This is a genomic window from Crossiella cryophila, from assembly GCF_014204915.1.
Lineage (GTDB): Bacteria > Actinomycetota > Actinomycetes > Mycobacteriales > Pseudonocardiaceae > Crossiella > Crossiella cryophila.
On the sequence record NZ_JACHMH010000001.1, the window covers coordinates 1,644,599 to 1,669,153 of the forward strand.

The window sequence follows — 24,555 nt, forward strand, 5'->3', positions numbered from 1 at the left end:
GGGAAGACGACGGTCGTCGTCCTCCCCGTTTCGCGCGTACTAGACCTCGTCGAGGTCCCTGATCCGCCACATCCCGGACACCGGACCGACGCCCCCGCCCAGCGGGTAGGACTGCCGGACCGCTTCCCGCACATAGCGTTTGCCGAAGCGCACCGCCTCCACCAGGTCCCAGCCCTTGGCCAGCGCCGAGGTGATCGCCGAGGCCAGGGTGTCGCCACCGCCGTGGGTGTGCACGGTGTCGTAGCGCGGACCGGGCAGCTCCAGGAACGTCTTCCCGTCGTACAACAGGTCGACGCACTGCGGATCGCTGCTGAGGTGGCCGCTCTTGATGAGTGTCCACTGTGGACCGTAGGCGTGCATGGCCACCGCGGCGTCCCGGAGTTCGTCCCGGTGCTTGACGTCGATCCCGGTCAGCAGCCGCACCTCGTCCAGGTTCGGCGTGACCAGCGTGGCCCGCGGGAACAGCTCCCGCTTGAACGCCTCCAGCGCGTTGTCCCGCAACAGCGGATCGCCGTGCATGGAGGCGGCCACCGGGTCGACCACGAACGGCGAGCGGCCGTCCCGGCCGATGCCGACCGTGTCGCAGGCCTTGGCGATGGCGGTGATGATCTCCGCGTTGGCCAGCATGCCCGTTTTCGCCGCCTGCACCCCGATATCGGTGGCCACCACCTCGATCTGGGCGGCCACCGTCTCCGGCGGGATCTCCACGATCCCGGTCACCCCGAGCGAGTTCTGCACGGTGATCGCGGTGATCGCGGTCATGCCGTGCACCCCGCACCCGAGGAAGGTGCGCAGGTCGGCCTGGAGTCCGGCCCCGCCGCCGGAATCCGAACCGGCGATGGTCAGTGCCCGCGGCGGGGTCGGCGCTCCTGCGTGCTGTTCCGTCAACGGTCCACCACAGGCAGGTAGACCTTGTTGCCCTGCTCGGAAAACTCGCCCGATTTCTCCCGCATACCCGCCTCGATCGCCTCAACTGAGGAAAGTCCGTGCTCCTCAGCGTACTTGCGCACGTCCTGAGTGATCTTCATGGAGCAGAACTTCGGCCCGCACATCGAGCAGAAGTGCGCGGTCTTGGCCCCATCGGCTGGCAGGGTCTCGTCGTGGAAGGACCGGGCGGTGTCCGGGTCCAGCGACAGGTTGAACTGGTCCACCCAGCGGAACTCGAACCGCGCCTGGGACAGCGCGTCATCGCGTTCCTGCGCCCTCGGGTGTCCCTTGGCCAGGTCGGCGGAGTGCGCGGCGATCTTGTAGGTGATCACGCCGACCTTCACGTCGTCCCGGTTGGGCAGGCCCAGGTGCTCCTTGGGCGTGACGTAGCAGAGCATCGCGGTGCCGTGCCAGGCGATCTGCGCCGCGCCGATGGCCGAGGTGATGTGGTCGTAGCCGGGCGCGATGTCGGTGGCCAGCGGGCCGAGGGTGTAGAACGGCGCCTCACCGCACAGCTCCTCCTCCAGCCGCACGTTCTCCTTGATCTTGTGCATCGGCACGTGCCCAGGACCCTCGATCATCACCTGCACGTCGTGCGAGCGGGCGATGTGGGTCAGCTCGCCCAGCGTGCGCAGCTCGGCGAACTGGGCCTCGTCGTTGGCATCGGCGATCGAGCCCGGCCGCAGGCCGTCACCAAGGGAGAAGGTGACGTCGTAGGCCCGCAGGATCTGGCACAGCTCCTCGAAGTGGGTGTAGAGGAAGCTCTCCTTGTGGTGCGCGAGGCACCAGGCGGCCATGATCGACCCGCCCCGGGAGACGATGCCGGTGACCCGCTTGGCGGTCAGCGGCACGTAGCGCAGCAACACGCCCGCGTGCACGGTCATGTAGTCCACGCCCTGCTCGCACTGCTCGATCACGGTGTCCCGGTAGACCTCCCAGGACAGCCGCGCCGGATCCCCGTTGACCTTTTCCAGGGCCTGGTAGATCGGCACCGTGCCGATCGGCACCGGCGAGTTGCGCATGATCCACTCACGGGTCTCGTGGATCCGCTTGCCGGTGGAGAGGTCCATCACGGTGTCGGCGCCCCAGCGGGTCGCCCACACCATCTTCTCCACCTCGTCCTCGATGGAGGAGGACACGGCCGAGTTGCCGATGTTGGCGTTGATCTTCACCAGGAACTTCTTCCCGATGATCATCGGCTCCGCCTCGGGGTGGCACCGGTTGAGCGGGATGACCGCCCGGCCGATGGCGACCTCGCTGCGCACCAGCTCCACATCGACGCCCTCGCGCACGGCGATGTACTGCATCTCCGGGGTGATGATGCCCGCCTTGGCGTAGGCGAGCTGGGACACCGCGCCGTTGACCGGCTCCCGCGCGGCCACCCAGTCCGCGCGCAGCTTCGGCAGTCCGCTGTGCACGTCGATCGCGGCAGTGCTGTCGGTGTACGGGCCGGAGGTGTCGTACACGTCGAGGTGTTCGCCGTTGGACAGCCCCACGCGCCGGAACGGCACCTGGATCCCATCCGGTCCCTCGACGTAGACCTTGCTCGACCCCTCGATCGGGCCGGTGGTGACGGTCGGACGGACATTCCGATCGGCAAGTGCCGTCATGGCAAAGCTCCCTACGCCGGCATTACCCGGTCAGGTTCAGGCGGTCGACAGCCCCAGGGTCGAAAAGCCGACACCTAGCTGCCCTCTCAGCCCGTTTCGGTACGAGCTCCCGCGTGTTTTGTTGTGGTGGTGGGCCGCACGGGCCCTCTAGGCACCATAGTGAGCGATCGGCGTGCTGACCACACCGCTCGCCGGGTGAAATGTGCGCAGGGTCCCGTCGACCAGCTCGGCGAACCCGCCGGTCGCCGGGTTGTGCGCGGTGGGCCGGATGCCCGCCACCAGGCCCTCGATCCGCCCGGATTCCGGGTGCCAGGTCTCCAGTCCAGCCGACCCGCTGACGTACAACTTGCCCTGGTGGCCCCACATCGGCCCCTGCAGCCCGTACAGCCGCTTGGTCTGCTCCCCGGTGGGCGCGTGGAACAGATCGGTGAACGTCGCCGCGGTGCTGTGGCTGTTCAGCCATTGGACGGCCACGGTGTCCTCATCCAGCCACGCCACCGGCACGTCCCAGGTGTCGGGATGCCAGAACCAGCCGTCGACGATCAGCCAGCGCCCGGTGGGACTGGCGTGCAGGGCGCCGAGGTACTCGAAGCTGCGGTCCCGCCTTTCCCCGTCCGAGCCGGGCTCGTCCCCGGTCAGCAGTTCACCGCTGGGCAGGTTGAACGCGTCGATCCGGTTCCAGTCGGTCTGCGCGATGAGCGAGTTCCCCGGCAGGAAGGCCACCCCGAACGGCACCGTCCAGGAGTCCCAGCCCTCGCCCCTGCGCAGCGTGAACACCTCGCGTCCAGCGGCCAGATCCACCACCGACGCGTGCCAGCCGTAGTCGTCGGTCACCGCCGCGAACCGCCCGTCCGCCGAGGTGTGCAACCCGACACCCCGCTCACGGCCGTGGGCGGCGGTCTCGTCCGCCGGGTCGATCTCCCAGGACCCGAAGTCGGCGACCACCTCCGCCGCGCCGGACCCGGACAGCCGGATCAGGCGGTCGTTGCTCTCGTTGATGGTCAGCCAGCCATCCGGCAACGGCGCCAGCCGCCTGCGGGTGTGCCGGGTCGCGTATGCGCTCTCCCCCAGAGTCATGTCCTGATGGTCTCGGGGGGAGCTAGTGAATATTCGCCACGGTGTGCAGCACGCCGTCCCGCAGCTCGGCGAACGCGCCGGTCGCCGGGTTGTGCGCGGTGGGCCGGACGCCCGCCACCAGCCCGACCCGCTGCCCCGTCGCCGGATCCCAGGTCTCCAGCCCGTCGGTGCCGCTGACATGCAGTTTCCCCTGGTAGGCCCACATCGGCCCGTCCAGTCCGCGCAGCTCGCCGGTCTTCTCACCGGAGGGCGCGTCGTACAGCTCGGTGGTCAGCGTCGCGGTGCCGTGGTGGTTGAGGCGTTGCAGTGCGACGGTGTCGTCGTCCAGCCAGGCCACCGGCATGTCCCACAGGCCGTCGGCGTAGTCCAGCCCGCGGTACCGCTCAGGCGCGTGGGTGTGCCCACCCAGCCAGGCCGTCACATCGATCAGCGCGGGCAGCGGGAACGGGTGCCACACCCAGCCGTTGGTCAGCAGCCACCGCCCGGACGGGCTGGGGTGCAGCGACCCGTGGAAGTCGCTGATGTGGTTCTCCGGCTCGGGTCCGTCCCTTGGCCACTCGGTGGTGATCTCGCGCTCGGTCAGCAGTTCCCCGCTCGGCAGCGCGAACGCGTCGATGCGGTTCCAGTCGGTCTGCGCGATGAGCACGTCCCCCGGCAGGAAGGCCACCCCGAACGGCACGGTCTGCACGTCCCAGTCCTCGCCGCGGGACAACGCGAACACCTCGTGCCCCGCCGTCAGATCCACCAGCGACCCGTGCCAGCCGTAGTCGTCGGTCACCGCCGCGAACCGGCCGTCCGCCGAGGTGTGCAACCCGAAGCCCCGCTCCCGGCCCATGAAGGTCTGTGGCTCCGCGGTGTGCTCCCAGGACACGAAGTCGGCGACCACCTCCGCGGTGCCGTCCTCCCGCAGCCGGACCAGGTGGTCGTTGGCCTCGTTGATGGTCAGCCAGCCATCCGGCAATGGCGCCAGTCGCCGGTTGGTGTGCCGGATCGCGTAGTCCACCCGTTCATCCTCCGACAGCGGGCCAGCGAATATCCGCCACGGTGCGCAGCACGCCGTCCCGCAGCTCGGCGAACGCCCCGGTCACCGGGTTGTGCGCCTGCGGCCGGAACCCCTCGACCAGCCCGACCCTGGCGCCCTCGACGGGGTCCCAGACCTCGAAGCCCTCGGCCGCGCTGACGTGCAGCAGGCCGCCGAAGCCCCACATCGGCCCGGCCGGACCGGCGAACATCCCGGTCCGCACGACCCGCCGGGCGTCGTACAGCTCCACCCCGTCGATCATCGCCTCGTCGTCCTGGCCAATGCGCTGAATCGCGACGACGTCCTCATCCACCCAGGCCACCGGCTGGTCCCAGGCGTAGGCCCGGAAGGTGAGCCGGTCCTCGTGCTCCTCGCCGCGCAGCAGGGCCCCGACGTCGAGTGCTCGCGGCATGCCGACCGGGCTCCACACCCAGCCGTCGTCGAGCACCCGGGTGCTCGACGGGTTGGGGGTCAGGGCGCCGCGGAAGTAGGACGCGGGTTCGTCGCCGCCCAGCGACTGGCCGGTGCCGAGGTCGATGATCTCCAGCCGGTTCCAGCCGGTGGCGGTGACCACCCTGGCCGCGTCCAGGAAGGCGAACGGGAAGGGGGTGGTCTCCTCGTGGTAGGCACCACGGTCCAGGGACCGCACCGCCCGGCCGGTGCGCAGGTCCAGCACGGTCCCGTACCGGCCGTAGTCGGTGACGACCGCGGCGAAGCGCCCGTCCGGCCCGGTGTGCAGCGCCGGTCCGTGGACCCGGTCGAGGTACTGCCGCGGTGTCTCGGCGGGCAGTTCGATCCGGGCCGCTACCGGTCGGTCGGCCGTCGCGCCGAGGTGGACCAGGCCATGCGCGGTCAGCGCCAGCCAGCCATCCGGCAGCGGGGCCAGACAGCGCGGGTTCAGCGGTTCCGCCGCGCTCGCCCGGCTGGTCCAGGTGCCGGTCAGCTCGGCATCGCGCAGCCGGATCTCCGGCTCGCCGCGCCAGCCGAGCACGTCGGACCAGTCCTCGTCGACCGCCTCCGCGCAGCCGAGGCAGACCTCGGTCAGCGTGGCCGCCGGGTCCGCCTGCCCGGCGCAGTCCTGGCACACCAGGTCGTAGTCCATCCCGCGCCCGGTCAGCAGCCGGTAGTAGACCTGGTCGTGCTCGGCGTTCAGGTGCGGGCACATCCGGCGCTGTGCCGCGACGGCGATGTGCCCGCAGGGTAAGGAGTCCACCTCAGTGCCCGAACGGGTCCTCGACCTCGCCCGGCATCCAGCTCAGCCCGTCCACGCCCCAGCCGTTGGCCTTGAGGGCCTTCTTCGCGGCGCGCTTGTGCCTGCCGGTCAGCCGGTCCAGGTACAGGTAGCCGTCCAGGTGGTCGGTCTCGTGTTGCAGGCAGCGGGCGAAGAAGCCCTTGCCCTCGACCTCGATCGGGTTGCCGTCGCCGTCGAAGCCGGTGACCTTGGCCCAGTCGGCGCGGCCGGTGGGGAATGCCTCGCCGGGGGCGGACAGGCAGCCCTCGATGTCGTCTTCCTCATCGGGCATGCCCTCGGGGATCTCGCTGGTCTCCAGCACCGGGTTGACCACGACGCCCTTGAACCAGTTGCCCTCGTCGTCATGGCAGTTGTAGACGAACAGGCGCTGGTCGACCCCGATCTGGTTGGCCGCGAGACCGACGCCGTTGGAGGCGGCCATGGTCTCGTACATGTCGGCGATCAGGGTGCGCAGCGCGTCGTCGAACTGCTCGACAGGGCGCGTCGGGTTGTGCAGCACGGGGTTACCGGCGATGACGATGGGGTGCACGGCCATGCCGGAAAGCCTATCGGCGTGTCGGTCGGACGCGCCGGGCTGTGCCCCAGCCTGTGTCAGGGTTACGTGGTGTAATGAGTTAACCGGAAATGACAGCCGTGGGATTCGCCGATCGGAGCCGGATGGACGCCGCAGAGGTCAGGGCGCGGTCCTGTGACCAGGACAACGACCCGGCGGCGAAGGCCGGGCGGCCGCCTGCCGACGGGCTGACCGAGCGGGACCACGAGGTGCTCGCCTTCGAGCGTCAGTGGTGGAAGTACGCGGGCGCCAAGGAACAGGCCATCCGCGAGATCTTCGACATGTCCGCCACCCGTTACTACCAGGTGCTCAACGCGCTGATCGACAAACCGGCCGCACTGGCTGCCGACCCGATGCTGATCAAGCGCCTGCGCCGGTTGCGCGCCAGCAGGCAGCGCACCAGGGCCGCTCGGCGGCTGGGCATCGAACCGATCTGATAGATCTTTCCGCCACTGCTGAAGTCAGCGTTCTCGGAGGCAATGCATGAGCTCGGTGGAGCCGTCCAGCGCATCCCGCCCACTGCGGGTCGCGGGGCTGGCGGCCCTAGGCGTCGCGGCGGTGGCACTTGTGCTGGGCGTGGTGACCCTGTTCGCCAACGGCTCCGAGGATCCGCAGAACGGCGCTCAACCCGGGCCGTCCAGCACCACCTCGGCCGAACCGACCCAGCCGACCACCTCCAGCGAACCGGCGCCGCCGACCAGCAGCTCCGCCGAGCCGCCGCCCAGCACCACGCCGAGCAGCGAGCCGCCGCCCAGCACCTCGGCCCAGCCGCCGCCGGTGACCAGCGCGCAGCCGCCGCCGGCCCAGCCGAAGGCCGCGGTCCGGGTCTACAACAACTCCAACATCAAGAACCTGGCCGATCACGCCGCCACGGACCTGCGCAACGCCGGCTATCCGGTCGACGAGGTCGGCAACTACTCCTCCGGGATCATCCCGACCACCACGGTCTACTACCGGCCGGGCACCGACGAGGAAGCCGCGGCCAAGGCGCTGGCCAGGAACTTCGGCATCCGGGCCGAGGCGCGGTTCGATGGCCTCAAGGACGCCAAGCCGGGCCTGATCATGATCGTGACCAGGGAGTACAAGGCGGGTAGCGGTGGCAAGGACGGCGGCAACGCCAAGTAGCCGCCGCCCTCGGGTCGCGGCTCAGCCGCCCTGGCGGTGCCGGTCGGCGTAGGCGGCCAGGTTGGCCAGCTGCACCGGGTCCAGGGACGGGCGGACCGCCTTGCGCGCGCTGTCCAGGTGCGCCGGGGTGACCTCGGCGGCGTCCAGGGACTCGCGCATCGCGGTCAGCGCGGCCTCCCTGATCAGCGCGGCGCAGTCGGCGGCGGAATAGCCGTCCAGCTCCAGCGCCAGCGCGCTCAGGTCGACCTCGGCGGTCAGCGGGGTGTGCCGGGCCGCCGACTTGAGGATCTCGGTGCGCGCTTCGGCGTCCGGCGGCGGCACGTAGACCAGGCGCTCCAGCCGGCCGGGCCGCAGCAGGGCCGGATCGACGAGTTCGGGCCGGTTGGTGGCGCCGATGATCACCACGTCGTTGAGTGGTTCGACCCCGTCGAGTTCGGTGAGCAGCGCGGCCACCACCCGGTCGCCGACCCCGGAGTCCGAGGACTGGCCGCGGCGTGGCGCGAGCGCGTCCACCTCGTCCAGGAACAGCAGGGTGGGTGCGGCGTCGGCGGCCCGGCGGAACAGTTCGCGGACCGCGCGTTCGGACTCGCCGACCCACTTGTCCATCAGCTCGGCGCCCTTGACCGACATGACGTTGACCCGCCCTGACCCGGCCAGCGCACGCACCAGGAAGGTCTTGCCACACCCTGGCGGCCCGTAGAGCAGCACCCCGCGCGGGGGCTGCACGCCGAGCCGGGCGAAGGAGTCCGGGTACTGCAGCGGCCACAGCACCGATTCGGTGAGCGCCTGCTTGACCTCGGTCATGTCGCCGACGTCGTCCAGGGTCAGCCCGCCGGTGGCCAGGGCGTCGGAGGCGGACATGGAGATCGGCCGCACGGTCTGCGCCGCGCCGAGCAGGTCCTCCTGGCCGATCCGCGGTTCGGCGGTCTCCCGCTGCCGCAGCGCGGCCCGGACCGCGGCGTCCCGGCGCAGCGCGACCAGGTCGGCGACCACGAAACCGGGGGTGCGTTCGGCGACCACGGCCAGGTCGACGCCGTCCTCCAGCGGGGCCTCGCGGAGCAGCACGCGCAGCAGTTCGGTGCGGGTGCGGGCATCCGGCGGCGGCACGGTCAGCTCGCGGTCGACCAGGTCGGGATCGCGCAGCTTGGGGTGGGTGCCCTCGGGCGAGGCGGTGGTGGCCACGATGGCCAGGCCGGGGGTGTCCACCGCGGCGTGCAGCGCGTCAAGCACCACGGTGGCCAGCGGCGGCGGGTCGTTGGCAGGCAGCAGCGCCTCGATGTCGGCGATGAGCAGCACGCACGGGGTGCTGCGCCGGGCCTTGGCCACCGCGGCGCTGATCGCGTCGTGCGCGCGCTGACTGGCCGCGGCCGGTTCCAGGGCGGCGGCACTCGGCGCGATCAGTTCGATCACCTCGGCTTCCACCGCGGCGGCCACCGAGCGCACCAGGGTGGACTTGCCGACCCCTTCCGGCCCGCTGACCAGCACACCGAGCCGGGCGGAGGCACCGAGCCGAGCGAGCAGTTCGGGGCGGCGGAAGGAGAGTTCGAGCCATTCGGTGAGCCGCCGGGCCGCGTCCTGCGCACCCACCAGGTCGGCCACCGGCACCGGCGGCGCGGCGGGCACGGGCGGCGCGATGGCCACCGGCGCGGGCAGCACGGGCCGGGCCGCGGCGGGTGGTTCGCCGGTGCGGGCGCCGTCCCGCCAGCTGACCACGGTGGAGGGCTGCACCGCGACCACGCCGTCGGGTTCGGTGGCGGTGATGGTGAGCAGTTCGTTGGTCCAGGTCAGCCCGATCGCCAGGGACAGCTTCCGGCGGGCGGTGCTGACGTCGGCCTCGGGCGGCGGGGCCAGGTCCTGGGGCAGCAGCGACACCGCGTCGCCGGTGGTGATGACCTTGCCGATCAGCGCCAGCCGCACCGTCTCCGGCGCGACCCCGGTGCTGGCCAGCCGGGACCCGGACACGGTGACCGAGCGGGCCGCGGCCACCTGCACCGGCGCCACCACCACCTCCGAGCCCTCGGTCAGGCCCAGGTTGGACATGGTGATGTCGTCGGTGAGCAGCACGCCGGTCGGCACGCCCGCGTCGGCGGCCGCGGCCAGCGCCGCGGTCACCCTGGTGCCGGTGAGCCGGACCGCGTCCCAGGCCCGCAGCCCGAGCGCGTCCAGCACCTCCGGGTGCAGGCGCACCACGCCACGGCGGGTGTCCAGGGCCGACGGGGAGTGCCGAACGGTCAGCGTGATCACGCTGACGACACTAGTCGGGCCGCGAGTCCCGGCGTCGGCGTTCGGTGCGGCGCAACCCGAGCTGTCGCCAGTTGCCGCGCTGCCCGTCCGGGCGATCCGGGGTCAGCAGCTCGCCGTCGGCATTGCGCCTGCCGCGCCGGACCGCCTTGGCCGCCGCACCAGCCACCCGGCGGCGCAGCGGCGGGCGCAGGCCCAGCCGCCTGCTGCTGAGCCGGATGGCCCGCCGCTCCTTGGCCGGGACGTCCCAGGCCTCGGGGTGACCGGCCAGCCAGTGGTAGCGGTAGATCGCGTACGGCACGTGCGCCAGGTACACGATCGCGGCCACCGCGAGCAGCAGGAACGGGTAGTTGATCACGATCGCGGCGGCGATGCAGACCAGCGCCAGCAGCGGCGCGATGGCCTTCGGCGAGACCTTGACCGTCTTCAGCGAGAGCGTGGGCACCCGGCTGATCAGCAGGCCCGCGATGAAGACCATCCAGATGTAGAGCGCGACCGGGTGGGTCCACCAGCCCTTGTAGGTCTCCAGCGAGACCACCAGCGGCAGCATCGCCACCAGCGCGCCGGCCGGAGCCGGCACGCCGACGAAGAACTCCTTGGTGAACGGCGGCTGCTCGGTGTCATCGAGCAGGGTGTTGAACCTGGCCAGCCGCAGCACCATGCACACCACGTAGACCAGGGCCGCGGTCCAGCCGGTCGGGTTGCCCTCGAAGCCCCAGACGAAGAGCACCAGCGCGGGCGCGACGCCGAAGGAGATGGCATCGGCCAGCGAGTCCAGCTCGGCGCCCATCTTGGAGGTGGCGTCCAGCATCCGGGCCAGGCGGCCGTCCAGGCTGTCCAGGATCGCGGCCGCGCCAATGGCGATCACCGCGAAGTGGAACTGCTTCTGCAGCGCGAACTGCACCGCGGACAGCCCGGCGCACAGCGCCAGCACGGTGATCGCGTTGGGTAGTAGCCGCACCCCGGGTGCGGTGCGCGCGGGCATCTCAGGCGCCCGCGGGAAGCTCGGCCAGTACCGTCTCCCCGCCGATGGTGCGCTGGCCCTGGGCGACGAGCACCTTGCTGCCCTTGGGCAGGTAGACATCCACCCGGGAGCCGAACCGGATCAGGCCGTAGGTCTCGCCGACCTCGACCCGCTGACCCGCGTTGACCTGGCACAGGATCCGGCGCGCGACCAGTCCGGCGATCTGCACCACCACGACCTCGGCGCCGGCGTCGGTGCGGATCAGCAGCGAGTTGCGCTCGTTGTCCTCGCTGGCCTTGTCCAGGTCGGCGGAGAGGAACTTGCCGGGCCGGTAGGCCACCTGCAGGATCTCGCCTGCCACCGGCGCGCGCTGCACGTGCACGTCGAAGATGGACAGGAACACGCTGACCCGCTGCACCGGCTCACTGCCCCAGTCCAGCTCGGCCGGGGGCACCGCGGTGTCGACCAGGTACACGGTGCCGTCCGCGGCCGCGGTGACCACGTCGGTACGCGCCGGGGCGACCCGCTTGGGCTCGCGGAAGAACCAGGCCACCCAGGCCGTGACGATCATGCCGAGCACCCCCGCCTTGCGGGAGAACCGGCGCAGCAGCAGCGAGGCGAGGAACGCGCCTGCCACGAACGGCCTGCCACCCGGGTGCATCGGCGGGACCGTGCTCTTGGCCAGATCAAGGAAGTGGGCGATCGTGCCGGAGCGGGGTCGCGAATCGTCAGTCATCGGTGTCGGCTCGTCCTGGTGTCGGTGGGCTGGGGACGCCAAACGGTAGCCGAACCGACATTTACGGCGTCCCGGCGGCCGCTCCGGCGACCTGTGCCCGGTTGGCCAGCAGCGCGCCCAGCCCCTCGTAAGGCTCGCCGTGGTCGTTGGTGTCGGTGGTGCTGCGCACACTCAGCTCGCCACCGGTCAGCTTCAGATCCACCGTCCAGCCCCAGGGCCGGGGGCCGAGTTTGCCGCTGAGGATGTCCTCGATGCCGATCCACCGGCTGTCCGGCCGTTCCCGCAGCTCGCTGATGTCCTCGGCGAGCAGCGCGGCCAGCCGCTCGGACTCCTGCCGGCCGCCCCGGCCCAGCGCGTCGGTCAGGCCGCGGGTGAGCGCGCCTGCCCGTTCCAGCGGCACCAGCAGCAGGCCGTCGTCGCAGACGAACAGGTCGAACCGGCCGTCGCCGGACTTGACCGCGGTGAACAGCCCGAGCACCTTGACGCGCAGCTCGAAGTCGACCTGCGCCACCGCCTCGGTCAGCGGCACGCCCAGCCCGGTCAGCCAGTCCCGCAGCCCGGCCAGGTCGTCCTCGGCCAGCGCGGTGACGATCCGCTCGTGCACCTCCAGCTCGGTCCCGTCGGCGTGCCGGACCACCCACTGGCTGCCCCAGTCCAGCTCGAAGCCTGCCTTGCCCTGCCGGACCAGCAGCGTCAGCGCGGTGTCGCCGAGCAGCTGGATCAGCGTGCGCCGGGCCGCCTCCGGTCGCTGACCAGGCGGGAGGCCCTGGCCGAGCAGCGGGTCGACCAGCTGCGCGCCCTGTCCGCGCTGCACCACGTCGAGCAGTTCGCCCAGCGCGCCGGAGGTGGTGAACCCGCCGTCGGTGGCGACCTTGGCCAGCACCCCGGCGTTGCCGGTGACGTGCTTGGTCCCGGCCAGCTCGACGATCTCCGGCCAGCTCGCCCTCGGGCCGAGGTGCTCGGCCAGCAGCTCCTGTTCCAGCACCGGCACCCGCTCGGCCGCGCCGAGCAGTGCCCAGGCCGGCCGGACGTCGGTCATCGGCGGCACGTCCGGCAGCTTGGCCAGCGCGGCCACCCGGACCCGCACCGGTGGGTGGCTGTCGAAGACCGAGCTGGACTCGGCGTCGATGAGCTTGTCCTGGAACTCGGCGATCAGCTGCTTGCGGTGCTCGTTGCCGAGGTAGGCGTGGAACCCGGCGAGCAGCTCCGGCGTGCGTCCGACCGGCGGGGCCATGGACACGTAGTCCTCCTGGTAGCCCGCCCAGGCCACGTCCAGCACCGGCAGCCTGCGCAGCGCGCTGGCGGTGGCGCCCTTGCCTGCCGCGGTCACCGAGGCCGCGTCGGCCTGGAGTTCCTGCGCCCGGTTGGAGGCCCCGGCGACCATCGCGTAGAGCCGGGAGTAACCGGCGAGCACCCAGCGCACCGGGCCGTTGCCGAGTTCCTCGACGGTCCGCTCCAGCGCGCCGGTGGCCCGGTAGGTCAGCGCGGACAGCTTGGTGTGCCCGTGGCTGTAGTGGCCCAGCTCGTGCGCGAGCACCGCGCGCAGCTCGGCCACGTTCAGCCCGGCCAGCAGCGGCAGGCCGATCATCAGGTACCTGGTGCCGGACTTCAGGCCGAGCAGCCTGCTGTCCTCCCAGACCGCGGCGTTGACCTCGGGCACCAGCCGGATGTCGTCCGGGCCACGGGTGTCCGCGGCCACCGCCAGCTCGTCCACGGTGCGCCACAGCTCCGGGTAGTCCGCGCGCGGCAGCTGGGCGCCATAGGGCTCGACCTTCACCTTGAGCACGGTGCGCACGGCCGCGCCGACCGCGATGGCCACCGCGGCCGCGGCGAAGCCGACCTTGATCCCGGCCGGTCCGTGACCACCGGCGAAGAGCCAGATCGCGAACGCGGCCAGACCGACGGTCAGCGCGAGGACCAGGACGAAGAAGCCGACCAACAGCACGAGCGCCGCCGCGGCGCGCATGGGCACACGCACCTGAGACCTCCGGGAGCGGGCAGGGGTGACAGGGAGTTCGCCAGCCCCCGATGTACTGGCTGGGGCAGTGTGCCGCCCAGCCGCCGCGCTGGGCAAGTCCCGCTACACAGCGGCCTTGGCCTGGAAGAACGCCCGCAGGCCCGCGTGCGCGTCGCCGTAGTCCTCGGTGAAGTTGGTGATCGCGAACTTCAGCGGGGCGCCCTGGGCGAACTCGATGTTGAGGTAACCGACGGTGCGTTTGGTGCTGAAGGAACCGCCGGAGACCTCGTCCAGCGAGATCCAGTCCGCGCCCCTGGCTTCGCACAGGGCCGGGTAGCCGCGTTCGGTGAGCAGCGCGATCCGCTTGCGCTCCATCCGTTCCGAGCCGCCGATCAGCCCGGCGAACCCGCGTTTGAACCAGACCCAGCGGGACAGCGGCAGCACCAGCAGGCCACTGGCGTAGACCAGCAGGTCCTTGGGTGCGCGGCCGAGCTGCAGCGAGCTGAACACGCCGACCAGCGCCGGTTCGGCGTCCTCGGCCTCGTCCTCCGGGTCCAGCGGGCAGACGAACTGCGGCGGCACGCCCAGGGCCTGCAGGTTGCGGCCCAGCGCGTCCACCAGGTTCCGGTCGGCCACCGCCGGGCCGGTCAGCCTGGTCGCGTCGAAGCGGCGGCCGTCGGCCAGCCGCACCTGCCAGGGCCCGCCCCAGTCCAGGTCGTGATAGGCCCGGCCGGACTCGATCAACGCGGTGACCACCACATCGGCCAGCAGTTCGGAGACCACCTCCTCATCGGTGGCGCCCGGCCAGCGCACCGGCTCGGCCAGCTCCTCGACCCGGCCCCGGCGCAGTGCCTGCACCACCTCGCCGATCGCGCCGGTGCGGCCCTGACCGCTGTCCACCACTGCCTTGGCCAGCAGCCCGGCCCCGTGCCGGGCGTCGGCCGCCCCGGCCAGCCGCACGATGTCGGTCCAGCTGGCCCTCGGCCCCAGGTCGCGGGCGATCAGCGCGGACTCCAGGGTGGGCACGGTGCTGCGCGGTTCACTGAGCAGCGCCCAGGCCGGGCGGGCGTCGGAGTCGTATGCCTCCTCCTCGGCGGAGGCGATGGCGGCCAGCCTGCGGCGCAGCGAGGGGTGGCTGTCGAAGGCCGACTCGGGCTCGTTGTCCAGCACCTGTTCGACCAGCTCGCCCAGCCAGTCGCGCTGCGCCGGGTGCACCAGGAAGGCGTGGAAGCCCAGCAGCAGGTCCGGGGTGCGGTCGGTCTCGATGGCCAGCCGGGCGTAGCGGCGGTTGAACGCCGCCCAGGCCGGGCCGAGCGTGCTGACCGCGCGCAACGCGTTGGCCGCGGCCTCCCGGCCCGCGGTGGCCACCATGACCTGGTCGGCCTGCAACTCCTGGGCGCGGTTGGCTGCCTTGGCCACCAGCGCGTACAGCCGGGCGTAGCCGTCGAGCACCCAGCGCACCGGGCCGCGGTCCAGCCGGTCGACGGTGCGCGCCAGGGTCTCCGCGCCGCGGTAGGTGACCGCGGCCAGCCGGGTGTGCCCCCGGCCGTAGTGGCCCAGTTCGTGCGCGAGCACCGCGCGCAGTTCGGCCACGGTGAGCCCGGCCAGCAGCGGCAGGCCGATCAGCAGATGGCGCCTGCCCGAGCGCAGGCCGAGCAGCCTGCTGTCCTCCCGCACGGCCGCGTTGACCTCGCCGACCAGCGTGATCTCATCCGGCGGCCGGGTGCCTGCCAGCTCGGCCAGGTCTTCCACGGTGCGCCACAGCTCTGGCTGGTCCCGCCGGGTCAGCTTCGGCCCGCTCGGCGCGGTCAGCCGGGTGCTCAACGCGCTGACCAGCGCGAAGCCCAGTGCGATGAGCACACCCAGGCCGAGCAGCGCGATCTGCGCGCCGGGCCGCCCGCCCACGGCGGCTCCCGCCGCGACCCCACCGGCACCCACGCCCACGACGACGAACGGGAACGCCAGCAGCAGCGTCACCGACAGTCCGGCTCGAAAAGCAGCATGCACCCGGCGGAGTCTGGCCCTCACCCTTTCGGGGGACAACCCCGGCGTTAGTAGTCCTTTATCTGGTGAGCAGCACGGTCACCGGGTCGCCCGCGGCCAGTTCGGTGACCTCCTCCGGCACATCGATCAGGCAGTTGGCCTGCGCCATCGCCGAGAGCAGGTGCGAGCCGGGACCACCGGCCATGGCCACCAGGCCGGTGGTGGCGTCGTAGCGGCCGCGGCGGAACTGCCGACGTCCGGCGGGTGCCCGCAGCCCCTCGACCAGCCGGGCGGTCAGCCGCGGCCGTTCGGTGTCCACCGCGCCGCGGGCGGCCAGCAGCGCGGGCCGCAGGAACACCTCGAAGGAGACCAGCGCGCTCACCGGGTTGCCCGGCAGCGAGACCACCGGCACGCCGCGGTACCAGCCCGCGCCCTGCGGCATGCCGGGCTGCATGGCCACCTTGGTGAACTCCACCCCGTGCCCGCTCAGCGCGTCCTTGACCACCTCGTAGGCGCCCGCGCTGACCCCGCCGGAGGTCAGCACCAGGTCCACCGTGGACAGGTGCGGGGCGAGCGCGGCGTGGAAGGCGTCCACGTCATCGGGCACGAACCGGAGCAGCTCCGGCTGCCCGCCCGCCTGGCGCACCGCGGTGGCCAGCATGATCCCGTTGGACTCGTAGATCTCGCCGTGCCGCAGCGCCCGGCCCGGCTCCACCAGCTCTGAACCGGTGGAGAGCACCAGCACCCTCGGCGGCCGGAACACCGGCAGCGCGGACACCCCGACCGCGGCGGCCAGCCCCAGTTCGGCCGCGCCCAGCACCGAGCCCGCGGCCAGCACCCTGGTGCCCGCCAGCACGTCCTCGCCACCGCGGCGGATGTTCATGCCCGCCTTGACCTCGCGGTGCACCCGGACCCTCGGCATGCCGCCGTCGGTCCACTCCACCTGCACCACCGCGTCCGCGCCGGTGGGCACCGGCGCGCCGGTCATGATCCGGTGCGCGGTGCCGCCGAGCAGGGACAGCTCGTCGGTGCGCCCGGCCGGGATGTCCTCGGCGACCAGCAGCTCCACCGGCGCCTCCGGACTGGCCCCGGCCAGCTCGCCGGAGTGCACGGCGTAGCCGTCCATGGCCGAGTTGTCGAAGGGCGGCAGCGCCACCGGGGACAGCAGTTCCTCGGCCAGCACCAGGTCGAGGCAGTCGGCCAGCCCCCGGCGCTCCACCGGGGTGGTGCCCAGCAGCGAGCAGACCCTGGCCTTGTGCGCCTCGACCTCGACCAGGGCTGCGGATGACGTGCTCACGTGCTCATCCTTACCTCCCGGATCTCCATCCGGCGAGCCGCCCGGGGTCTGTTCGTGCCAAACTCGGATCTCGTGCAGGTCCGTACTCGTCACACTCCGTATTTCGGCGTCGCCCGGCTGCTGCTGGCCCCAGGCGAGGTCGTGCTCGCCGAACCGGGCCGGATGGTGGCGACCAGCTACGGCATGGCGATCGACGCCCGCGCCCAGGGCGGTTTCCTGAAATCGCTGACCAGGGCCGCGCTCGGGACCGAGGGCCCGGCGGTGGCGCTCTACACCGCGCCCGCCCAGGGCGGCTGGGTCGATCTCGCGCCGAGCCTGCCCGGCGACCTGCACGTGCTGGAGCTGGACGGCAAGACCGGCTGGTGCCTGAGCCGCACCGCGTGGCTGGCCGCCCCGGCCACCGTGCAGTTCGACCCGGAATGGCCCGGCCTGCAGGCGCTCTTCGGCGGCGAGGGCGGTTTCCTCACCCACGTCCTCGGCCAGGGCCCGCTGGTGCTGGCCGCCTGCGGCGCGCTGGACGTGGTCACGCTCAAGGCGGGCGAGCTGGTCACCATGGATCCAGGGCACGTGCTGGCCTACGCCGACACCGTGCAGGTCCGGCTGCGCGCGGCCACGCACAACGGCAGCCAGTCCATCCGCACCGGCGAGGGCCTGGTGTTCGACTTCGCCGGCCCCGGCGAGGTGCTCGCGCAGAGCCGCGACCCACGTGGGCTGGCGAGCTGGTTGCGTGCTGCCGCAACGGTTTCCCGCGGCTGAGCCGGTTGTTCTGCCGCTGACGCCCGCGGCCGCGCTCCGGTAGCGTTGACAGGGTTCAGCGCGTGGTGGCCGGGAGGATCTCGTGGCTTTAGGCACGGTCAAGTGGTTCAACGCGGAGAAGGGCTACGGCTTCATCGCCACCGACGGCGGAGCCGACGTCTTCGTGCACTACTCCGCCATCCAGATGGACGGCTACCGGTCCCTCAACGAGGGTGACCGGGTCGAGTTCGAGGTCAAAGCCGGACGCGACGGCAGGCAGCAGGCCGAAGAGGTACGCAAGGCCACGTAGCTCGGGGCCAGCGGCTAGGCTGCGCCCTGTGTCGGAAGACCTCACCGGACGCCGTCTCGGCCATTACCGCATCGACGGAGTCATCGGCCGCGGTGGCATGAGCACCATGTACCGGGCCACCGATGTGCGGCTCGGGCGCAAGGTCGCGCTCAAGGTGATCGCCGACCACCTGACCGTGGACGCGGAGTTCCGCGAGCGGTTCGTGGACGAGGCGCGCAACACCTCGGCCATCGACCACTCGCACGTGGTGCCGCTGTACGACTTCGGCGAGACCGACGGCTTCCTCTACATCGCCATGCGCTTCGTCGACGGCGCCGACCTGGCCAGCCTGATCAAGGACGGCCCGATCGCGCCGGTCCGCGCGCTGACGTTGCTGCAGCAGGTCGCCGAGGCACTGGACAACCTGCACGGCAAGGGCCTGGTGCACCTGGACATCAAGCCGGCCAACGTGCTGGTCACCACCCGTGAGTCCTCCGGTGAGCACGTCTACCTGGCCGACTTCGGGCTGACCCGGCGTGGCGCCACCGGCCACCGGACCAGGGGCGGGGACTTCCTCGGCTCGCCGACCTACGCCGCGCCGGAGCACCTGCGCGGCGAGCCGGTCGACCCGCGCACCGACGCCTACTCGCTGGCCTGCGTGCTCTTCGCCTGCCTGACCGGCCGCCCGCCCTACCAGGGCAAGGTGCCCGAGGTGATCCAGGGCCACCTGGCCACCGAGGTGCCCGCGGTGACCGGGCTGGTCGTGCTGCCGCCGGCGATCGACGCGGTGGTGCGGCGCGGCATGTCCAAGGACCCGGCCAAGCGCTTCGCCAACTGCCGGGAACTGATCTCCGCCGCCCGCGGCGCGCTCGCCGCGGTGGCCCAGCAGAGCACCCCGCCGCAGGTCAGGGCCCCTGGCAGTGTTCCGCAGCAGGCCACGCCGACCGGTGCGCACCAGGCGCTGCGGCCGCCGACCGGGCCGGTCCCGGTGCAGCAGCAGCCCGCGCACCCGCCCACCGGGCCCAACCCGGTGCAGCCGCCGCCGGCCTACGCCGTGCCGCAGCCGGGCTACCGGCCGCCCGGCCAGCCAGCCGAGCCGGTGCGGCTGCGGCCGCCGATGGCGGTGGCGCCGACCGCCTTCGGCAACAGCAGCTCCCGGGAGGTCGGCGGACGCTGGCTGATCCCGGTGCTGGCGGTGGCCGCGCTGATCGTGGTCGTCGTTGTGATCGTCCTCGCGGTTGCCTGAGCTGGGCGAACAGCCCGGCGGCTTGCACTCGCTCCGGCCGAGTGCTAAACACGAACTTGGCACTCGCCGACAGTGAGTGCCAGGTCGGGACGGTGAGGCCGTCGGCATCCCCACCACTGGGGCGCTGCCGTCAGGTCGTCCGTCGCGGGCACCGAGCCTGGCCGTGCATCGTGTCATCCACTACCGGAGGACCACACCGCAATGGCCAAGATGATCGCGTTCGACGAGGACGCCCGCCGAGGACTCGAGCGCGGCATGAACACCCTCGCCGATGCCGTCAAGGTGACCCTCGGCCCCAAGGGCCGCAACGTCGTGCTCGAAAAGAAGTGGGGCGCGCCGACGATCACCAACGATGGTGTTTCCATCGCGAAGGAGATCGAGCTCGAGGACCCGTGGGAGAAGATCGGGGCCGAGCTGGTCAAGGAAGTAGCGAAGAAGACCGACGACGTCGCCGGTGACGGCACCACCACCGCCACCGTGCTCGCCCAGGCCCTGGTTCGCGAGGGCCTGCGCAACGTGGCGGCCGGCGCCAACCCGATGTCGCTCAAGCGCGGCATCGAGAAGGCCGTCGAGGCCGTCGCCGAGGCGCTGCTGAAGACCGCCAAGGAGGTCGAGACCAAGGAGCAGATCGCGGCCACCGCGTCCATCTCCGCGGCCGACACCACCATCGGCGAGCTGATCGCCGAGGCGATGGACAAGGTCGGCAAGGAAGGTGTCATCACCGTCGAGGAGAGCAACACCCTCGGGCTCGAGCTTGAGCTGACCGAGGGCATGCGCTTCGACAAGGGCTACACCTCCGGCTACTTCGTCACCGACACCGAGCGTCAGGAAGCGGTCCTGGAGGACCCCTACATCCTGCTCTACGGCTCGAAGATCGCCTCGGTGAAGGACCTGCTCCCGCTGCTGGAGAAGGTCATGGGGACCGGCAAGCCGCTGGTCATCATCTCCGAGGACGTCGAGGGCGAGGCCCTGGCCACCCTGGTCGTCAACAAGATCCGCGGCACCTTCAAGTCCGTCGCCGTCAAGGCCCCGGGCTTCGGCGACCGCCGCAAGGCGATGCTGCAGGACATGGCCACCCTGACCGGCGGCCAGGTCATCAGCGAGGACGTCGGCCTCAAGCTCGACAACGCCGACATCTCGCTGCTGGGCAAGGCCCGCAAGGTGGTCGTCACCCGTGACGAGACCACCATCGTCGAGGGCGGCGGCGACGCCGACGCGATCCAGGGCCGGGTCAACCAGATCCGCGCCGAGATCGAGAAGAGCGACTCCGACTACGACCGCGAGAAGCTGCAGGAGCGCCTGGCCAAGCTGGCCGGCGGCGTTGCGGTCATCAAGGCGGGCGCGGCCACCGAGGTCGAGCTCAAGGAGCGCAAGCACCGCATCGAGGACGCCGTCCGCAATGCCAAGGCCGCCGTGGAAGAGGGCATCGTCGCCGGTGGCGGCGTCGCGCTGCTCCAGGCCGCCGAGACCGCCTTCGCGGGCCTCGGGCTTGAGGGCGACGAGGCGACCGGCGCGAACATCGTCCGCGTCGCGGTCGAGGCTCCGCTGAAGCAGATCGCCATCAACGCCGGCCTCGAGGGTGGCGTCGTGGTGGAGAAGGTCAAGGGCCTGAAGCCGGGCGAGGGTCTGGACGCCGCCACTGGCGAGTACAAGGACCTGATCAAGGCCGGCATCATCGACCCGGCCAAGGTCACCCGCTCCGCCCTGCAGAACGCCGCGTCCATCGCTGGTCTGTTCCTGACCACCGAGGCCGTCGTCGCCGAGAAGCCGGAAAAGAACGCCGCAGCCCCCGCCGCCCCCGGCGGCGGCGAAATGGACTTCTGATCCAGCCTCGCTAAGCAGTTGAACAACTGAACACCAGCAAGCCCCCGGTCCACCTGCACTGTGACCGGGGGCTTGCTTATGCCCAGGACAAGCTGACAGCCGGGGTGGCTTTTCAACACACCCCGAGCGGTTCCCCCATCCCCGTCAGCCTGGAGAGGACACACCACATCCCGGGCGCGCAGACCGCAACCTGCCGCCGCCCTAGCCTCTCAACCGCAACGGTCTGCGTGCCCGGGATGTGGTTTGGTATCGGAGGGCTGACGGGGATGGGGGAACCGTACGAGCACTGCTCTTCTTCTCTGCTCTTGTCTTTGACTTTCCCCCCCATCCTTTGATTTCTGCCCGTCCGGCGAGGACGCTCTTGATCTTGACTTTGGTTTTAGAGCAGAGATCAAGATCAAAAAAGGATGGCCTCGCTGGCCGGGCAGACCGCCGGAGGGGGTGGACAGATCAAGAACCGGGATGAGCAGGTTGCGGGGCGGGGTTTGTGTTGCCGGGGCCGGTTCCAGCGTGGCTCCGAGGGCTCGCGTGTTCTCCGCATGGCCTTCCGCAAGCCAACCACACCTCGCCGAGTGGCCCCCGTTGCGGATTCGTGGGCACGCGGCGGCAGGTTGCAGGGGCCACTCGGCGAGGTGTGGTCAGCAAGCTCCAGGCCATACGGAGAACACGCGAGAGCCCTCGTTGTGGGGTTTTCACCCCAACCCCCAACCCCCAACCCCACCCCTTGCCTGCCCCTCGCCTGACGGCGTCGTTCCCCCGCCCGAGTGGTCTTCCCTCTCCGTGTGACCTCAGCTACCCCCGCGCCACCCCCGCCCCGCCAGGATGACCACCGTCGTGATCACCTTCCCGAAGGAGCGCCTGTGCGGGGTCGTCGACTGCTCGCCATCTTCCTCACCGCCCTGCTCGCCAGCCTCACCGTTCTCCTGGGCGCCGCCTCCCCGGCCCTCGCCGACGCGCCGCTCGCCTGCGCGGGCACCTACCAGGGCGACAACCGCCTCGGCCCGGAAACCCTGCCCCGCGTCACCGAGCACCCCGTGGGCAGGCTGGTCGCCGGCTACCAACGGTTCGGGAAGCTCGACTCGGCCGGGTTCCTCGCCAAGTACTGGGATGCCGCCGCCACCAGTTGGAAGTACCCGCCGCAGGACGGGTTCCTGCTCCGCTCGGACGGCACCCCGATCAAGCGGGTGCACCGGCTGCTCCCCGGTTACAAGCTGGACCGCTTCGGCAGTGAGGGCGGGCAGTTCCTGGCGCCATTGGGTGCGCACTACAGCCAGCGGGCGTTGCCGCCGCAGAGTTTGTTCACCTTCGACGCCGCTCACCGGTGCAACTACCGCACCTACCAGGTGCTCAAGGAGTTCCAGGTGTGGCAGGGGACCATCGCGCCGTGGTTTGAGCAGCGGGGGCGGGGGAGCCAGATCAAGCTGGACCGGGCGCTGGTGCCGGGGGAGGGCTTCCTCAACGTGGCCTGGCTGGTCGACAAGGGATACCTCGCTCGCCGCTGAACGGTCGATCCGCAGAAGGTCTAGACCACGTTAGGCTGTCCGGCATGACGTTGCTGGAGGTCATCGCGCTGGACGCCCGGGACGCCGAGGCCGCGCAGGCGGGTGGGGCCGATCGGCTGGAGCTGGTCTCCGGGATGGACGCCGGGGGACTCACGCCCAGCGCGGCCACCGTGCGCTCGGTGCTCGCGGCCACCGACCTGCCGGTGCGGGTCATGCTGCGGGACGCCGCCGGGTACGCGCCCGCCGATCTGGACCGGCTGCGCCGGGACGCGGCGGAACTGCGCGCGGCGGGGGCGACGGAGTTCGTGCTCGGGTTCCTCGACGCCGAGGGCGCGGTGGACCTGGCTGCCTGCCAGGCATTGCTGGGCGAGCTGGCCGGGGCGGCCTGGACCTTCCACCGGGCATTGGACAACGCGGCGGACTCGGTGGCGGCCTGGGCCGTGGTCGCGGGGCTGGGTTGCGACACCGTGCTGGCCGCGGGCGCGCCGGCCGGTGTGACCGACGGGTTGCCGCTGCTGCGTGAGCTGGCCGAGCGGCAGGCGGCCGACGGACTGGCCCTGCTGGTCGGCGGCGGGTTGAAGCAACAGCACGTGCCGGAACTGCTGGCCGCCGGGGTCAGTCACTTCCACGTCGGCGGGCCCGCTCGCGCCGGGGGCTGGGACAGTCCGGTGGACGCCACCGCGGTCGCCGGGTGGCGGGGGCTGGTCAACGGCTGAGCCGCCACCGCGACCACCACGCGCGCCCGTGGGACGAACCCTCGTCCCGCGGGCGCGCTGCTGTTCCGGGGCAATTGGGATGGTCTAGACCCTTGTTCGAGCCTGTTTCGGGCCATACCATCGCCCGCAACGCGTTGCTTTATGCGAAATGACCATTGCGCATTTTGCAACATCGCTAGGTGTGGAGGTCTTCATGACGATCAGACGGCTTGCGGCGGTGGCCGCGCTGGTCGGGTTGGCCACGGTCGGCTGTGCACCGGTGCAGTCCGGTCCGACCAATTCGGCGAAGGACACCAAGGACGGCACCCTGCGGGTCTGGCTCTTCGACGAGGTCAACCGCGCGCCCAAGGAAGCGGTGGTCAACGAGGCCATCAAGGAGTTCACCGCCTCCCACGCCGGTGTCACCGTCGACGTGCAGTACATCCAGGTCAACAGTAGGGCCGAACGCTTCAAGGCGGCCTTCAGCGACGCCAAGAGTGCCCCGGACGTGGCCGAGTTCGGCAACACCGACCTGGCCAACTACGTCGCCGCCGGTGGCTTCGCCGACCTCTCCGGCGACCTCGGCGGCTGGTCGGAGGCGGCCGATCTGGCGCCCAAGATCCTGGAGACCGGCAAGGTCGAGGGCAAGACCTACGGCGTGCCCTGGTTCGTCGGCGTGCGCGCGCTCTACTACCGCACCGACGTCTTCACCGAGCTGGGCCTGCAACCGCCCAAGACCCTGGCCGAGCTGGCCCCGCTGGCCCGGCAGATCCGCAAGGCCAAGCCCGAGCTGTACGGCATCTCCGTCGGCGGCAAGTACACCTACGGCATGCTGCCCTTCGTCTGGTCCGCCGGTGGCGACCTGGCCAAGGCCGACGGCGGCAAGTTCGCCTCCTCGATCGACAGCGCGCAGAGCCGGGCCGGACTGGGCCGCTACGCCGAGCTGATCGGCGAGGACATCTGCCCGCCCTCGGCGTGCGCGCCCAACGGCGGCGACGCCAGCGTGCAGGCATTCGTCGCCGGCAAGGCCGCGATGACCATCGGCGGCGACTTCAACCGCAAGGCGGTGGAGGCCGGTGCGGTGAAGGGCAAGTTCGCCGTGGTCCCGCTGCCCGGCGAGACCGCGGGGTCGATCGCGCCCGCCTTCGCCGGCGGCAACCTGCTCGGCATCACCCGCTCCACCGAGCGGCGCACCCTGGCCAAGGACTTCCTGCAGCTGCTGGCCGGCAAGAAGTACCAGCGCCAGATGTACACCGCGATGGGCAACCTGCCGACCTTCACCGACGTGCAGCGCGAGGTCTCCGGCAACGACCAGTTCACCAAGCCGTTCATCGCCACCCTTGAGGCGGGCACCCGCTTCGTCCCGGTCACCCCGGCCTGGGCCAAGATCGACGCGCAGACCGTGCTGCCCAACATGATCCAGCAGGTGGTCACCAAGGCGAAGACCGTCGACGACGCCACCGCCGAGGCGGCCAAGCTGATGAACACGGCCTTCACTTCGTGAGCCAAGGCACCCTGACC

General features: G+C 71.3%; 21 protein-coding genes and 1 riboswitch. Of the genes, 9 read left to right on the forward strand and 12 right to left on the reverse strand.

Annotated features, from left to right (window positions below; translation table 11 throughout):
* Window positions 1-39: 39 nt before the first annotated feature.
* The 6 genes from thiD to HNR67_RS07810 form a co-directional block, all read right to left on the reverse strand.
* The gene (thiD, locus tag HNR67_RS07785; protein WP_185001401.1) at window positions 40-888 is read right to left on the reverse strand and encodes a bifunctional hydroxymethylpyrimidine kinase/phosphomethylpyrimidine kinase; all 849 of its coding nucleotides are present in this window, start codon (window positions 886-888) and stop codon (window positions 40-42) included.
* On the reverse strand, window positions 885-2,537 hold the full coding sequence (thiC, locus tag HNR67_RS07790) for a phosphomethylpyrimidine synthase ThiC (RefSeq protein WP_185001402.1): 1,653 nt from the start codon (window positions 2,535-2,537) through the stop codon (window positions 885-887). Before thiC ends, thiD begins: the two co-directional genes overlap by 4 nt.
* Window positions 2,529-2,660, reverse strand: a riboswitch (TPP riboswitch). Its footprint overlaps the gene before it by 9 nt.
* Window positions 2,661-2,684: 24 nt before the next feature.
* Window positions 2,685-3,614, reverse strand: coding sequence for a YncE family protein (locus tag HNR67_RS07795; protein ID WP_185001403.1), 930 nt, complete (start codon window positions 3,612-3,614; stop codon window positions 2,685-2,687).
* A 22-nt stretch (window positions 3,615-3,636) separates the two neighbouring features.
* Window positions 3,637-4,617: a hypothetical protein gene (locus HNR67_RS07800; protein ID WP_185001404.1), complete on the reverse strand. Its 981-nt coding sequence runs from the start codon at window positions 4,615-4,617 to the stop codon at window positions 3,637-3,639.
* A gap of 4 nt (window positions 4,618-4,621) precedes the next feature.
* Entirely contained in the window at window positions 4,622-5,848 is a 1,227-nt protein-coding gene (locus HNR67_RS07805) for a hypothetical protein (protein ID WP_185001405.1), read from the reverse strand.
* Window position 5,849: 1 nt separating this feature from the next.
* Window positions 5,850-6,422: a peptide deformylase gene (locus HNR67_RS07810; protein ID WP_185001406.1), complete on the reverse strand. Its 573-nt coding sequence runs from the start codon at window positions 6,420-6,422 to the stop codon at window positions 5,850-5,852.
* A 122-nt stretch (window positions 6,423-6,544) separates the two neighbouring features.
* On the opposite strand from HNR67_RS07810, the gene HNR67_RS07815 reads away from it, so the two are divergent.
* Entirely contained in the window at window positions 6,545-6,877 is a 333-nt protein-coding gene (locus tag HNR67_RS07815) for a DUF3263 domain-containing protein (RefSeq protein WP_185010313.1), read from the forward strand.
* 46 nt (window positions 6,878-6,923) lie between these two features.
* On the forward strand, window positions 6,924-7,565 hold the full coding sequence (locus tag HNR67_RS07820; RefSeq protein ID WP_185001407.1) for a LytR C-terminal domain-containing protein: 642 nt from the start codon (window positions 6,924-6,926) through the stop codon (window positions 7,563-7,565).
* A 21-nt stretch (window positions 7,566-7,586) separates the two neighbouring features.
* Here HNR67_RS07820 and HNR67_RS07825 read toward each other — a convergent pair whose 3' ends face one another.
* The 6 genes from HNR67_RS07825 to moeA all read right to left on the reverse strand — a co-directional run bounded on the left by HNR67_RS07825 (window position 7,587) and on the right by moeA (window position 16,722).
* Window positions 7,587-9,809: an AAA family ATPase gene (locus tag HNR67_RS07825; protein WP_185001408.1), complete on the reverse strand. Its 2,223-nt coding sequence runs from the start codon at window positions 9,807-9,809 to the stop codon at window positions 7,587-7,589.
* Window positions 9,810-9,819: 10 nt separating this feature from the next.
* Window positions 9,820-10,791 (reverse strand): CDP-diacylglycerol--serine O-phosphatidyltransferase, encoded by a 972-nt coding sequence (gene pssA, locus HNR67_RS07830; protein ID WP_185001409.1) that lies wholly within the window; start codon window positions 10,789-10,791, stop codon window positions 9,820-9,822.
* Window position 10,792: 1 nt separating this feature from the next.
* A complete protein-coding gene (locus HNR67_RS07835; RefSeq protein ID WP_185001410.1) occupies window positions 10,793-11,506 on the reverse strand; it encodes a phosphatidylserine decarboxylase in 714 nt (237 codons plus the stop codon).
* A 61-nt stretch (window positions 11,507-11,567) separates the two neighbouring features.
* Entirely contained in the window at window positions 11,568-13,484 is a 1,917-nt protein-coding gene (locus HNR67_RS07840; protein WP_221489805.1) for a M48 family metallopeptidase, read from the reverse strand.
* Window positions 13,485-13,586: 102 nt separating this feature from the next.
* The gene (locus HNR67_RS07845; protein ID WP_185001412.1) at window positions 13,587-15,470 is read right to left on the reverse strand and encodes a M48 family metallopeptidase; all 1,884 of its coding nucleotides are present in this window, start codon (window positions 15,468-15,470) and stop codon (window positions 13,587-13,589) included.
* A 55-nt stretch (window positions 15,471-15,525) separates the two neighbouring features.
* Window positions 15,526-16,722 carry a molybdopterin molybdotransferase MoeA gene (gene moeA / locus HNR67_RS07850; RefSeq protein WP_185010315.1) on the reverse strand — a complete coding sequence of 399 codons (1,197 nt, stop codon included), beginning with the start codon at window positions 16,720-16,722 and terminating at the stop codon, window positions 15,526-15,528.
* A gap of 93 nt (window positions 16,723-16,815) precedes the next feature.
* Between moeA and HNR67_RS07855 the strand changes: the two genes are divergently transcribed.
* The 7 genes from HNR67_RS07855 (at window position 16,816) to HNR67_RS07885 (ending at window position 24,538) form a co-directional block, all read left to right on the forward strand.
* A complete protein-coding gene (locus HNR67_RS07855) occupies window positions 16,816-17,499 on the forward strand; it encodes a TIGR00266 family protein (protein ID WP_185001413.1) in 684 nt (227 codons plus the stop codon).
* A gap of 82 nt (window positions 17,500-17,581) precedes the next feature.
* On the forward strand, window positions 17,582-17,788 hold the full coding sequence (locus HNR67_RS07860; protein ID WP_185001414.1) for a cold-shock protein: 207 nt from the start codon (window positions 17,582-17,584) through the stop codon (window positions 17,786-17,788).
* A 28-nt stretch (window positions 17,789-17,816) separates the two neighbouring features.
* A complete protein-coding gene (locus tag HNR67_RS07865; RefSeq protein WP_185001415.1) occupies window positions 17,817-19,013 on the forward strand; it encodes a protein kinase domain-containing protein in 1,197 nt (398 codons plus the stop codon).
* 201 nt (window positions 19,014-19,214) lie between these two features.
* Window positions 19,215-20,837: a chaperonin GroEL gene (groL, locus tag HNR67_RS07870; RefSeq protein ID WP_185001416.1), complete on the forward strand. Its 1,623-nt coding sequence runs from the start codon at window positions 19,215-19,217 to the stop codon at window positions 20,835-20,837.
* An 860-nt stretch (window positions 20,838-21,697) separates the two neighbouring features.
* A complete protein-coding gene (locus tag HNR67_RS46135; protein ID WP_185001417.1) occupies window positions 21,698-22,339 on the forward strand; it encodes a TNT domain-containing protein in 642 nt (213 codons plus the stop codon).
* A gap of 44 nt (window positions 22,340-22,383) precedes the next feature.
* Window positions 22,384-23,055: a copper homeostasis protein CutC gene (locus HNR67_RS07880; RefSeq protein WP_407645116.1), complete on the forward strand. Its 672-nt coding sequence runs from the start codon at window positions 22,384-22,386 to the stop codon at window positions 23,053-23,055.
* Window positions 23,056-23,248: 193 nt separating this feature from the next.
* Window positions 23,249-24,538, forward strand: a complete 1,290-nt coding sequence (locus HNR67_RS07885) for an extracellular solute-binding protein (protein WP_185001418.1) — start codon at window positions 23,249-23,251, stop codon at window positions 24,536-24,538.
* The last annotated feature ends 17 nt before the right edge of the window (window positions 24,539-24,555 follow it).

Bases quoted from the DNA above. Each gene is read 5' to 3' on its own strand.
- HNR67_RS07815 (WP_185010313.1), top strand. From the start codon at position 6,545: ATGGACGCCGCAGAGGTCAGGGCGCGGTCCTGTGACCAGGACAACGAC.
- HNR67_RS07835 (WP_185001410.1), bottom strand. From the start codon at position 11,506: ATGACTGACGATTCGCGACCCCGCTCCGGCACGATCGCCCACTTCCTT.
- HNR67_RS07880 (WP_407645116.1), top strand. From the start codon at position 22,384: ATGACGTTGCTGGAGGTCATCGCGCTGGACGCCCGGGACGCCGAGGCC.
- HNR67_RS07795 (WP_185001403.1), bottom strand. From the start codon at position 3,614: ATGACTCTGGGGGAGAGCGCATACGCGACCCGGCACACCCGCAGGCGG.
- HNR67_RS07885 (WP_185001418.1), top strand. From the start codon at position 23,249: ATGACGATCAGACGGCTTGCGGCGGTGGCCGCGCTGGTCGGGTTGGCC.
- thiC (WP_185001402.1), bottom strand. From the start codon at position 2,537: ATGACGGCACTTGCCGATCGGAATGTCCGTCCGACCGTCACCACCGGC.
- groL (WP_185001416.1), top strand. From the start codon at position 19,215: ATGGCCAAGATGATCGCGTTCGACGAGGACGCCCGCCGAGGACTCGAG.
- HNR67_RS07820 (WP_185001407.1), top strand. From the start codon at position 6,924: ATGAGCTCGGTGGAGCCGTCCAGCGCATCCCGCCCACTGCGGGTCGCG.
- HNR67_RS07810 (WP_185001406.1), bottom strand. From the start codon at position 6,422: ATGGCCGTGCACCCCATCGTCATCGCCGGTAACCCCGTGCTGCACAAC.
- pssA (WP_185001409.1), bottom strand. From the start codon at position 10,791: ATGCCCGCGCGCACCGCACCCGGGGTGCGGCTACTACCCAACGCGATC.